Here is an 11906-nt window from a genome sequence, read left to right on the forward strand (position 1 = left end):
CCGGTGGCTAACATGCTCAGGCATGCCGGGTGAGTTGCACGGGCGCGACCGAGAATGTAAGGCGCTGCGCACTCTTCTTGCCACGGCCCGTTCCGGAACCGGTCAGGCACTGGTGGTGCGCGGCGAGGCGGGCGTCGGCAAGACGGCACTGCTGCACTACCTGGTGGACCAGGCTGAGGGATACCACATCACCCGGGTGTCGGGAATCGAATCCGATATGGAACTGGCCTTCGCCGGCCTGCACCAGTTGTGCCTGCCACTGCTGGAACATCGCGACGAACTGCCCGCCCCGCAGCGGGCGGCGCTGGACGTGGCCTTCGGCCTGGGCGCCGGCCCGGCCCCGGACCGCTTCCTGGTCGGCCTTGCCGTATTGAGCCTGCTGGCGGCCGCCGCCGATGACCAGCCGGTGCTGTGCGTGATCGATGACGTGCAGTGGCTTGACGAAGTGTCCATGCAGACACTGGGATTCGCGGCACGCCGGCTGCTGGCCGAGCCCGTGGCGATCGTGTTCGCCATCCGGGACGGATACGCCGAGATGCTGCCCGGCCTGCCCGAACTGCCCATCACCGGGCTCGCCGACGCCGACGCCCGGGAACTGCTGGAGTCGGTGATGGTCGGGGGGATCGACCCGCTGGTGCGTGACCGCATCGTGGCCGAGACGCGGGGCTTGCCGTTGGCCCTGGTCGACGTGCCCCGCACCGCGACCGCGCACGAACTGGCCGGTGGCTTCTGGATCTCCGGTACCCGGTCGTCGACCGCGGCGATCGAAGCGGACTTCGGGCAGCGGATCTCCGCCCTGCCGGCCGACACCCGGCGCCTGCTCCTGGTCGCCGCCGCCGAACCGGTGGGCGACTCCGCGTTGTTCCTGCGGGCTGCCGCGCTGCTCGGCATCCCGGTCGATGCGCTCGCGCCGGCCGAAGCAGCGGGCATCATCGAGTTCGGTTCGCGGATGCGTTTTCACCACCCGCTGATGCGGTCGGCGGTCTACCGGGTGGCCGATCTCGCCGATCGCCGGTCGGTACATCAGGCCCTCGCGGCGGCCACCGACCCCCATGCCGATCCGGACCGGCGGGCCTGGCACGCGGCCGGCGCCGCGGCCGGACCCGATGACGCGGTGGCCGCCGAGCTGGAAGACTCCGCCGGGCGTGCCCAGAGCAGGGGTGGAATGGCGGCCGCCGCAGCGTTTCTGGAGCGATCGGCAATCCTGACCCGCGATCCTGTGCTGCGCGGATCCAGGGCGGTCGCGGCGGCTCAGGCCAAACGTGAGGCGGCCGCGCCCGCCGCCGCCTACGAGCTGCTGTCACTGGCGGAGTCGAGCCCACTGTCGGCGCTGCAGCGCGCCCAGGTGGCCCGGATCCGGGCCCAGACCGATTTCGTCCGCAGCCGGGCGACGTCGACCGGCGCCCCATCGGTCGGTGAGTCCGCCGCACAGTTACTCGAAGCGGCGCGCGGCCTGGAAGGCCTCGACGACGACCTGGCCAGGGAGACCTTCCTGGAGGCGCTGACCGCGGCGATGTACGCGGGGCGCCTGGGCGATCACGGCTTGCTTGCCGAGATCGCCGCAGCCGGACGGGCGGCCGTCGACCGTCTGCCCGCACTGCACCGCCCGATCGATTTTCTGCTGGCGGGCATGTGCAGCCGGATTGTCGACGGTCCCGGGACCGGATCCGGGGATCTGCACACCGCGCTGGAGCTCTGGAACGCGCACGCTCAACAGCACGCGGGTCAGTGGTTGTACTGGCCGTTTCCGATCGCTCAGGAATCCGCGGCACACGAGATGTGGGACGACGACGTGCTGGAGCGGATCGCCACCGACACCGTGCAGCGGGCCCGCGATGCGGGCGCGCTGGCGGCGCTGCCCCCGGCCCTCGGCTACCGCGCCGGTGTGCATTTCTACCGGGGCGAATTCGATTCGGCGACAAGGCTGATCGAGGAATCGAAGGCTGTCACCGCGTCGATGGGCTACGCGCCCGTGCGATATCACACACTGATGCTGGCGGCCTGGCGCGGCGCGGTGTCCGAGGCCGAGGACATCTGTGCGGCGGCGGCATCCGATGGTGCGGCCCGAGGCGAGGGCAGGTTGCTCGGTCTGTCCAGCTTCAGTCGCGCGGTCCTCTACAACGGCCTCGGCCGCTATCACGAGGCGCTGGCCGAAGCCCGTCGCTGCTGCGAGTACGAGGATCTCGGGTTCTACGGGTGGTGCCTGTACGAACTGATCGAAGCCGCCGTCCACGCCGGAGACTACGAGGCGGCCGCGGCTGCCTTCCCACAGTTCGAGGCCCGCGCCGGTGCCAGCGGCACCGACTGGGGTCGGGGAGCGGTGGCCGCGGCACAGGCCCTGCTCGCCGACAACGACGAGGCAGAAAGCGCCTTCCTGGAGGCGATCGAACGGCTTGAGCGAGCCGATATCGCGCTGCATCTGTCGCGGGTGCGGTTGTCCTACGGCGAGTGGCTGCGCCGCGCGAACCGGCGCACCGATGCACGTCGGCACCTCGGCGACGCCCATCAGATGTTCACCACCATGGGCGCCCAGGGCTTCGCCGAGCGGGCCCGCCGAGAACTGGTGGCCATCGGCGCGAAGGTACGCAAACAACCGGTGGCCACCGGTGACGGCCTTACCCCGCAGGAGGCGCAGATCGCCCGCCTGGCGGCCGACGGGTTGACCAACCAAGAGATCGGTGCGCAACTCTTCATCAGCACGCACACCGTGGAATGGCACCTGCGAAAGGTGTTCGTCAAGCTCGACATCAGCTCGCGCCGTCAGCTGCGCACCGCAGCCCTGCCCGACTGACCACGCCCTGTCAAGGGTTCGCCTGGCCTGCGGCGCTGCCAGGCTGAGACGATGTCGACAATCCTGCTCCAGACGACCATCACCGAGAACCCGGATGACTGGGATATCCGTCGCTTCGCACTGCTGGCGGCAGAACTGCGCGACGCCGGGCATCGGGTCGTCGCGCGCAACCGGGAGCCCGGCGTGGACGATGCCGTTCTCAGCCGGGTCGATGAACTCGGCTTTGATCAGGTGTGGTTGATGGCGGTCGACGTCGGTGACGGACTCAGCGCATCCGATGCCGCGGCGATCATCCGGTTCCGGTGCCGCGGCGGCGGAGTGCTCACCGCCCGCGATCACCAGGACCTGGGATGCTCGTTGCTGCAACTGGGTTCGCTCGGGGCGGTCAACCAATTCCACTGCACCACCGACGATCCGGTGACACTCTGCGATGACCGGGGCAACCCCGATATCGCCTGGCCCAATTATCATTCCGGCGCCAACGGTGATTACCAGCCGGTGTTTGTCGGTGACACCGTGCACGAGTTGCTGCGCACCGCACGGACTCGCAGTGGGCATGTCGAGTGGTTCCCCGCCCATCCGCATGAGGGCGCGGTGTCCGCGGCCGGCCCGCACGCCCGAGTGCTGGCCCAGGGCCGCAGTGCGCACACCGGGCGGCGGTTCAACCTCGCCATCCTGCTGGACGGGGAACGGACGGTCGACGGCCGGCAGATGGGCCGGGCGCTGGCGGCGTCCACCTTTCACCACTTCGCGGACTACAACTGGGATATCCGGTCAGGGGCACCGAGCTTCGTGACCGAGGCGCCGGGCACCGGCGTGGGCATGGATCCGCACCCGCTGCCGACCTTCAAGGACTACGTGCGCAATATCGCCGCGTGGCTGTCGCCCTCGCCGCCGATCAGCAGCAGTTCGTCGCCGGTCGCGAAGATGTCGTCGGGTTTCGGGATCAACACGGAGTCGCCCCGCAGCAATGTCACCAGTGCGGTATTGGACGGCAGCTCCAATTGATCGATCCGCTGGCCCACAAGCCAATTATCCTCGGGCAGGGTCAGTTTGGTCAGGCTGACGTGACCCTCACGTAGGCCCATCAACCGTACGAGATGGCCGACGTCGATGGCGCCCTCGATGCCGGCGGCCAGCGCACCGGGCGTCGACACGGCCACGTCGATACCCCAGGCCTGGCTGAACAGCCACTGGTTGTCGACATCGTTGATGCGCGCGACCACCCGTGGCACCCCGAACTCGGTCTTGGCGAGCAGCCCCACGACCAGATTGGCCTTGTCATCGCCGGTCGCGGCGATCATCACATCACAGGTCTGCGCGCCGGCCTCCTGCAGCGCGGACAGCTCGCATGCATCGGCGAGCAACCAGTCCGCGCCCTCGACGGTCTGGGGTTCGAACCGCCGCCGTGCACGTTCGATCAGCAGCACCTTGTGGCCGTATCCGAGCAGCTCCCGCGCGACGGAACGGCCGACGTTGCCGGCGCCCGCTATGCCGATCCGCATCTTGCGCACTGCCACCCGGCTATCTTGACTTAATCCCATGACCTTGCACCAGCTGTACCTGGCGATGCTGATCGGTGGCCTCGTGCTGCTCGCGAGCATCGTCGGTACCCGAGTGGCAACCCGGGTCGGGTTTCCGGCGCTGTTGTTCTTCCTGCTGGTCGGCGTGGTGCTCGGCGAGGACGGGTTGGGCCTGGACTTCGACAGCGTCGAGGTAGCCCGGAACGTGTGCACCGCCGCACTGGCCGTGATCCTGGTCGAAGGCGGATTGACCACCCGGTTCTCCGATATCCGCAAGGTGCTCGCGCCGGCCGCGGCGCTGGCAACCGTCGGCGTGGTGGTGAGCACGCTGGTCACCGCTGCCGGTGCGCACTTCCTGCTCGGCTTCGACTGGCAGCTGTCACTGCTGCTCGGTGCGATCGTGTCCTCGACCGACGCGGCGGCGGTGTTCTCGGTCCTGCGGGTGCTGCCGCTGCCCCGGCGCCTGGCGGGCCTGTTGGAAGCCGAGTCCGGCTTCAACGACGCACCCGCGGTGATTCTGGTGTTGATGTTCAGCGCGGTGCCCTTTGTGTTCGAACCGGCCGGTGCGGTGACCGAGATCGTCGTGGAGTTGGCGGTCGGTGCCGTGATCGGTTTGGCCGTGGGGTTTCTCGGGGCGCTCACCCTGCGCAGCATCGCGCTGCCGGCATCCGGGCTATACCCCATCGCGACCTTCGGGCTGGGGGTGGTGGCCTTCGCCACCGCGGGCAGCGTGCACGGCAGCGGGTTCCTGGCCGCCTACCTGGCCGCGGTGGTGCTGGCCAATTCCGGTCTGCCGCATCGGTCGACGACCCGATCATTCGCCGAAGGACTCGGTTGGCTGGCCCAGATCGGTCTGTTCGTCCTGCTCGGTCTGCTCGTCGATCCGAGTGAACTGGCCGGTGACATCGTGCCGGCCATCGTCATCGGGCTGGTGCTGTTGCTCGTGGCCCGGCCGGTCTCGGTGGCGGCTTCTCTGGTCGGGTTCGGTATCGCGTTGCGCGAGCAGCTCTTCCTGTCCTGGGCCGGCCTGCGTGGCGCCGTCCCCATCGTGCTGGCGACGTTTCCGATCGTCGCCGGGGTGTCGGGCAGCTCGCGACTGCTCAATATCGTCTTCATCTTGGTCGTCATCTTCACGCTGATCCAAGCGCCGAGCCTGCGCCGGATGGCGAGGCTGCTGAGACTGACCGGCCGTGAGGCCACCCGCGAGATCCAGGTGGAGGCCGCTCCGCTGGATGTGCTCGACGCCGAACTGCTCACCATGAAGGTGCAGCCCCACTCCCGCCTGCACAACGTGACCATCGTGGAGCTCCGGCTGCCGGACCCCGCGGTGATCACCCTGATCATTCGGGACGGGCACACCTTCGTTCCGCTGCCCGATACCCGGCTGGCCACCGGCGACGAATTGCTGATCGTCACCACCAGCACGATGCGGGCCGCCGCCGAGGCGCGGCTGCGCGCCGTCAGCCGGCGGGAAAACTGGCCTATTGGTTCGACGAATACGGCGACCCGGAATAGCGGGGAGCTAACGATTTCGTTGTGGGTCGGCATCACCGGTGGCAGAACGCGGCTGCTCGTGTTCAGCTGGAACCGATGTCTTCCCCCGGATCTCCCACCGCCCACCCGTCGCGCCGCCTGGTGGTCGGTCTGGCCGTGGCCGCCGCGGCGGGCGCCACCGTGCTCGTGATGTCCGCCTCCGCGGACGCCGCGCCGGAATCCGACAGCCAGGGCTACCTGGAATCCACCGCGCGCTGCGCGTCCCCGGCCACCGCCGTCATCTTCGGAAGTACCGAGACATCGCGGGTGGCGATCTGCGAACAGGCCGACGGCAGCTACCAGTACCGCGGAGTCCGGGTGCGTGACGGGGCGCGGTTGGTGCTGCCGGCCACCCCGTCCGGCGATGGCTATGTGGCCTTCAACGACGGCCAGTCCTACACCGTGACCCCGGATTCACTGGTGGTCAGCGTCGGCGATGACGTCGTGCGTGAGGAGGAGCTGATCGACGTGCACGAGTCGTCGACCGGGGTGACGTCCACCCCGGCCACGACGACCACACCGACGACCACATCCACGACGCCCACATCCACGACGCCGCTGCCGCCTCCGCTACCCGCCGAGGTGGGCGGCGGCTGATCGCGGCGACCGCAGCAGGCTCTGGGCGCAGTCGAGCAACACCCGGTGCAGGTCGGCGTCGGAGACGTCCTGCAGGTGTGGTTCGGCCGTGCTGCCGAACACCCCCGCGGTGATCATCGCGATGGCGACCCGGGTCCCGATATCGTGCGTCCCGCCGACGAGCAGTTCGCGCAGGTTGTCGGCGATCTCCTCGAACTCCTGATGCGCTTGCACCAGCGCGATGACCGCCGGATCGCCGTAGAACAACGAGCCGATGCGGCGATGGCGCACGGCGAGTTCGACGAAACCGCTGATGGTGGCGTCGCGGCGGGAATCGGGGGACGAGATGGACTCCGCGATGCGCACCAGCCGCGCCATATCGTCGAAGACCGGGCCCAACACCGCCAGCACGATGTCGTCCTTGGTGTGGAACTGGTAGTAGATCGCGGCCTTCCGGACACCGAGGTGGTCGGCGATCATCTGCAGGGAGGTGCCGTTGACGCCGCGTTCGGCGAACAGGGACAACGCGGCCTCGATCACCCGTTCGCGCGCGAACCCGCGCTGCGATACCGGCTTGGCCATCGTCTCCGTTCCTTTCCCACCGTTGTCATCACCGCATGACATCCCGGACACTGTGACATGTCCGGGGCTGCAATGCGGCCGGTAAGTTGCCCGCGTCACATTTTCTAGCCGTACGACTTGTACTAGCTTAGCCGTATGGCTAACCTGACCGCAGTCGGTTAGCGGGGCTATGTGAAAGGCCAAACAAGCGATATGGCGTCCAAGCGGTGAACGTGCTCAAGCGGATCTGGATCCCTCTGGTCATCGTGGCGGTGGTGCTGGTCGCGACGTTCACCGTGATGCGGGTGCGGACCTTTTTTGGAACCGGTCCCGGGTACATCTCGACGGAGAACAGCGCCTCCGATGACACCGAGCCGTTCGACCCGAAGGTCGTCAAGTACGAGGTGTGGGGTGAGCCCGGCGCCACGGCCAACGTCAACTACATGGATCTCGATGCCCGTCCGGTGCGCGCCGACAATGTGACCCTGCCGTGGGAGATCACGCTGAGTACCACCGCGCCCTCGGTGTTCCCGACCATCTCGGGTCAAGGTGATGGCAGCACGTTGTCGTGCCGGATCACCGTCGATGACGAGGTGAAGGACGAACGCACCGTCAACGGCGTCGGCGCCCACACCTACTGCTTGGTCAAGAGCGCATGAGCGAGCGCAGCGAGCCGCGCACCGACGCGATCCCGGTCGCCGAACCCCAGCACCGCGGCGGCATCGCCAAGTGGGTGCGCACACTGGCTCTGCCGATCATCATCGGCTGGGTCGTGATCATCGGATTCCTCAACGTCTCGGTGCCCCAGCTCGAAGAGGTCGGGCAGATGCGCTCGGTCTCCATGAGCCCGTCGAACGCGCCATCGGTGATCGCCACCAAGCGGGTCGGCACCGTCTTCGAGGAGTTCACCTCCGACAGCTCGATCATGATCGTGCTGGAAGCCGATCACAAACTCGACGAAGCCGACCGCGACTTCTACAAGGCGATGATCGCCAAGCTGGAGACCGATCCGATCCACGTCCAGCACATCCAGGATTTCTGGGGTGATCCACTGACCGCGTCCGGTGCGCAGAGCGCCGACGGGCAGTCCACCTACGTGCAGGTCTACACCGCGGGTAACCAGGGCGAGGCGCTGGCCAACGAGTCCATCGAGGCCGTCCAGGACATCGTCTACGGCATGCAGGCGCCGCCCGGCCTGAAGGTCTATGTCACCGGACCCGCTGCGCTGCAAGCGGATCAGCAGATCGCCGGTGACCGCAGTATGCGGATGATCGAGGCGCTGACATTCACCGTCATCATCGTGATGCTGCTCCTCATCTACCGGTCGTTCATCACCATGCTCGTCACCATCGTCATGGTGATGTTCTCCCTGCTGGCCGCCCGCGGCGTGGTGGCCTTCCTGGGCTATCACGAGATCATCGGTCTCTCGACATTCGCCACCAGTCTGCTGGTGACCTTGGCCATCGCCGCCTCCACCGACTACGCGATCTTCCTGCTGGGCCGATATCAAGAGGCACGTGGCGACGGTGAAGACCGGGAATCCGCGTACTACACCATGTTCCACGGCACCGCGCACGTCGTACTCGGCTCGGGTCTGACCATCGCCGGCGCCACGTTCTGCCTGCACTTCACGAACATGCCGTACTTCGTGACCCTGGGCATCCCACTGGCCGTCGGCATGACCGTCGTGGTGCTCGTCGCGCTGACCATGGGCCCGGCCATCATCTCCGTGGTCACCCGGTTCGGGAAGGTCCTGGAGCCCAAGCGCGCCATGCGGACCCGCGGCTGGCGCAAGCTCGGGGCGGCCGTCGTCCGCTGGCCCGGCCCCATCCTGGTCAGCACCATCGCCATCACCATGGTCGGTCTGCTGGCCCTGCCCGGGTATCACACGAACTACAACGACCGCGAGTATCTGCCCGCGGACCTGCCGGCGAACGAGGGCTACGCGGCCGCGGACCGGCATTTCTCTCAGGCCCGGATGAACCCGGAACTGCTGCTGGTGGAAAGCGATCACGATCTGCGCAACTCCGCGGACTTCCTGGTGATCGACAAGATCGCCAAGGCGATCTTCCGGACCGAAGGTGTGGGCCGCGTGCAGGCGATCACCCGCCCGCAGGGGACCCCGATCGAGCACACCTCGATCCCGTTCCAGATCAGCATGCAGGGCACCACGCAGAAAATGAACGAGAAGTACCAGCAGGACATGATGGCCAACATGCTCAAGCAGGCCGACGACATGCTGACGACCATCACCAACATGGAAAAGATGAGCGCCATCACCGTACAGATGGCCGCGGTGACGAATTCCATGGTCACCAAGATGAAGGCGATGACTCTCGATATCGCCGAATTGCGGGACAACATCAGCAATTTCGACGATTTCTTCCGGCCGATCCGCAACTACTTCTACTGGGAACCGCACTGCTTCAACATTCCCGGCTGCTGGGCGCTGCGCTCCATCTTCGACACCCTCGACGGTATCGACGTCATGACCGACGGCATTCAGGACATCATCCCGGACATGGAGCGGCTCAACGCGTTGATGCCGCAGATGGTGGCATTGATGCCGTCGATGATCGCGACGATGAAGAACATGCGCACCTACATGCTGACCATGTATCAGACCCAGAAGGGCATCCAGGATCAGATGTCGGCGATGCAGGACAACTCGTCGGCCATGGGTGAGGCCTTCGACGCCGCGCAGAACGACGATTCCTTCTACCTGCCGCCGGAGACCTTCGAGAACGAAGACTTCAAGCGCGGGATGAAGAACTTCCTGTCCCCCAACGGGCACGCCGTCCGATTCATCATCAGCCATGACGGAGATCCGTTGAGCCCGGAGGGCATCCAGCGCATCGACGCGATCAAGCAGGCCGCCAAGGAAGCCATCAAGGGCACCCCGCTGGAAGGTTCGAAGATCTACCTCGGTGGTACCGCGGCCACCTTCAAGGACATGCAGGACGGCGCGAACTGGGATCTGATCATCGCCGGAATCGCCTCCATCGGGCTGATTTTCATCATCATGCTGATCATCACCCGAAGCGTGGTGGCGGCCGCGGTCATCGTCGGCACGGTCACGATCTCGCTTGGTTCGGCGTTCGGAATCTCGGTGCTCATCTGGCAGCACCTGATCGGGATCCCGCTGCACTGGATGGTGTTGCCGATGGCGGTGATCATCCTGCTGGCCGTCGGCGCGGACTACAACCTGCTGCTGGTCGCGCGACTGAAAGAAGAGATACACGCCGGCCTGAACACCGGCATCATCCGCGCGATGGGCGGCAGCGGTTCGGTGGTCACCGCCGCGGGTCTGGTGTTCGCGTTCACGATGATCTCGATGGCGGTCAGTGAGTTGACGGTGATCGGACAGGTGGGCACCACGATCGGTCTGGGTCTGCTGTTCGACACGTTGGTGATCCGGGCGTTCATGACACCGTCCATCGCGGCGCTGTTGGGTAAATGGTTCTGGTGGCCGACCACGGTGCGCAAACGACCGGTGCCGGTGCCGTGGCCCAAGCCGGAACCGGTCCCGGCCGGCGGCCCCTCCCAGGAAACGAGTTCATGATGGTGAAGAAGACCTGGACCGCCGTGCTGATCGCCAGTGCGGCCGCGCTCACGTTCGCGACTCCCGCTCACGCGGACCCGGACAGTGATTTCGCCAGGGAGCTACACACCTACGGGATCTACGGGCAGAAGGACTTCAACGCCTGGATCGGCAAGATCGCCTGCAAACGCCTGGACCGCGGCGTCGACGTCACCGCCCAGGACTCGGCGAAGTTCGTCTCCGATCAGCTGCTGCGCGGCTCCAGCACCGAACAGGCCTACCAATTCCTCGGCGCGGCAATGAACTACTACTGCCCCGACAAACGCGTCCTGCTCACCCAGTAGAAGGAGCACCCATGAAAAAGCTCACACTGGCCGGACTCGCGGCCGCCGCCGCACTCACCCTGGCCCCGGTCGCCGGCGCCGATGCCACCGAGGACTACCCCATCCCGCGCAAGATCCTGCACACCCCGTGCACCGCCGAGCAGATCCTGGCCGCCACCCGCGATACCGACCCGGTCTACTACGAGCGCTACATGATCGACTACAACAACAAGTCCCCCGAGGTGCACCGCGCCGTGCAGGACCGCATCCACTGGTTCTTCTCCATGGACTACGCCGGGCGGCGCCAATACTCCGAAGACACCGCCACCAACGCCTTCTACGAACAGCTGGCCTGGAACTGGCCCAACTGGGCCAAGATCTTCTTCAACAACAAGGGCGTCGTCGCCCACTCCACCGCGGTCTGCATGAACTACCCACCCGACGACATGTCCGTCTGGGTCTGGTGACGCTATAGATTGACCCGGTGCACAAGCATCGGAGCACCGCGGCCACCGCACTGACCCTGGTAGGCGCACTCCTGTGCGCAGCGGCGATCGGCGGATTCGTGGCGTACCGCTTCTACCTGCTGCGCCCGTATCTGTTCCACCCGTTGCTGTTCGGGGTCACCGGTGGCCTCGCGCTGGCGCTGGCCTGCGGCCTAGGGCTGCGCAGGCCGGTGGCGCGTTGGCTCGGCGTGGCGGTCTGCACCGCCGGTGCCGCCGCGATCGGCTTCCTGGGCTGGTTCGCTTCGGCGTTTGCACCCGACCTGACCACCGAGTCACGCCTGGAATCCGCCGACGGCTCGTTGGAACTGGTGGTCTACGGCGGCAGTGCCTCCATGGCCCCGGACCCGCTGTGGGAACTGCGATTACACACCCGCGACGGCTTGCTCTCCCGGGAGTACGACCTCGGCTGCGTCAACGCGGATGTGCTGTCGCTCAACGGTATCGACTGGACCGGACCGCGCACCCTGCGGGTCACGTTGTCCAGTGGCGTCGTCGACATCGCCGTCGACGGTGCCGGCCGCCCGGACCGCACCGTCGACGGTGGATGCTGAC

Annotated in this window: 9 protein-coding genes and 2 pseudogenes; 9 read left to right on the forward strand and 2 right to left on the reverse strand. The window is 66.7% G+C overall.

The annotated features are described in order from the left end of the window. Positions 1-22 precede the first annotated feature (22 nt). Together A7U43_RS04100 and A7U43_RS04105 are read left to right on the forward strand one after the other, a co-directional pair. The gene (locus A7U43_RS04100; protein ID WP_067991425.1) at positions 23-2791 is read left to right on the forward strand and encodes an AAA family ATPase; all 2769 of its coding nucleotides are present in this window, start codon (positions 23-25) and stop codon (positions 2789-2791) included. 51 nt (positions 2792-2842) lie between these two features. Next, positions 2843-3685: pseudogene (locus A7U43_RS04105) on the forward strand (hypothetical protein); the annotation flags it as partial. On the opposite strand, the gene A7U43_RS29065 reads toward A7U43_RS04105, so the two are convergent. Then, a complete protein-coding gene (locus tag A7U43_RS29065; protein ID WP_082902366.1) occupies positions 3646-4296 on the reverse strand; it encodes a potassium channel family protein in 651 nt (216 codons plus the stop codon). The pseudogene A7U43_RS04105 and the gene A7U43_RS29065 sit on opposite strands and share 40 nt — an antisense overlap. Positions 4297-4333: 37 nt before the next feature. Here A7U43_RS29065 and A7U43_RS04115 point away from each other — a divergent pair. Together A7U43_RS04115 and A7U43_RS04120 are read left to right on the forward strand one after the other, a co-directional pair. Beyond that, positions 4334-5829: pseudogene (locus A7U43_RS04115) on the forward strand (potassium/proton antiporter). A gap of 168 nt (positions 5830-5997) precedes the next feature. Beyond that, a complete protein-coding gene (locus A7U43_RS04120) occupies positions 5998-6444 on the forward strand; it encodes a hypothetical protein (protein ID WP_335582837.1) in 447 nt (148 codons plus the stop codon). Here the strand turns inward: A7U43_RS04120 and A7U43_RS04125 are convergent. Continuing rightward, entirely contained in the window at positions 6418-7005 is a 588-nt protein-coding gene (locus tag A7U43_RS04125; protein WP_067991436.1) for a TetR/AcrR family transcriptional regulator, read from the reverse strand. The two genes, A7U43_RS04120 and A7U43_RS04125, sit on opposite strands and share 27 nt — an antisense overlap. Before the next feature lie 206 nt (positions 7006-7211). Between A7U43_RS04125 and A7U43_RS04130 the strand changes: the two genes are divergently transcribed. From A7U43_RS04130 to A7U43_RS04150, 5 genes are read left to right on the forward strand one after another with little or no spacing between them, the layout of a single operon-like run. Further along, a complete protein-coding gene (locus A7U43_RS04130; RefSeq protein WP_067991439.1) occupies positions 7212-7643 on the forward strand; it encodes an MmpS family transport accessory protein in 432 nt (143 codons plus the stop codon). After that, a complete protein-coding gene (locus A7U43_RS04135; protein WP_067991442.1) occupies positions 7640-10546 on the forward strand; it encodes an MMPL/RND family transporter in 2907 nt (968 codons plus the stop codon). Before A7U43_RS04130 ends, A7U43_RS04135 begins: the two co-directional genes overlap by 4 nt. Beyond that, on the forward strand, positions 10543-10869 hold the full coding sequence (locus A7U43_RS04140) for a DUF732 domain-containing protein (RefSeq protein WP_067991445.1): 327 nt from the start codon (positions 10543-10545) through the stop codon (positions 10867-10869). Before A7U43_RS04135 ends, A7U43_RS04140 begins: the two co-directional genes overlap by 4 nt. 11 nt (positions 10870-10880) lie before the next feature. Continuing rightward, complete coding sequence (locus A7U43_RS04145) at positions 10881-11315, forward strand: DUF5078 domain-containing protein (RefSeq protein WP_067991450.1); 435 nt, start codon at positions 10881-10883, stop codon at positions 11313-11315. Between the two features lie 17 nt (positions 11316-11332). Then, positions 11333-11905 carry a hypothetical protein gene (locus A7U43_RS04150; protein WP_067991452.1) on the forward strand — a complete coding sequence of 191 codons (573 nt, stop codon included), beginning with the start codon at positions 11333-11335 and terminating at the stop codon, positions 11903-11905. The last annotated feature ends 1 nt before the right edge of the window (position 11906 follow it).

Origin of the sequence: Mycobacterium adipatum (genome assembly GCF_001644575.1) — a bacterium.
In the GTDB taxonomy this organism is placed as follows: Bacteria; Actinomycetota; Actinomycetes; order Mycobacteriales; family Mycobacteriaceae; genus Mycobacterium; species Mycobacterium adipatum.

Coding starts and splice junctions, on each gene's coding strand:
- A7U43_RS04100 (WP_067991425.1), top strand. CDS start 23: ATGCCGGGTGAGTTGCACGGGCGCGACCGAGAATGTAAGGCGCTGCGC.
- A7U43_RS29065 (WP_082902366.1), bottom strand. CDS start 4,296: ATGCGGATCGGCATAGCGGGCGCCGGCAACGTCGGCCGTTCCGTCGCG.
- A7U43_RS04120 (WP_335582837.1), top strand. CDS start 5,998: ATGTCCGCCTCCGCGGACGCCGCGCCGGAATCCGACAGCCAGGGCTAC.
- A7U43_RS04125 (WP_067991436.1), bottom strand. CDS start 7,005: ATGGCCAAGCCGGTATCGCAGCGCGGGTTCGCGCGCGAACGGGTGATC.
- A7U43_RS04135 (WP_067991442.1), top strand. CDS start 7,640: ATGAGCGAGCGCAGCGAGCCGCGCACCGACGCGATCCCGGTCGCCGAA.
- A7U43_RS04140 (WP_067991445.1), top strand. CDS start 10,543: ATGATGGTGAAGAAGACCTGGACCGCCGTGCTGATCGCCAGTGCGGCC.
- A7U43_RS04145 (WP_067991450.1), top strand. CDS start 10,881: ATGAAAAAGCTCACACTGGCCGGACTCGCGGCCGCCGCCGCACTCACC.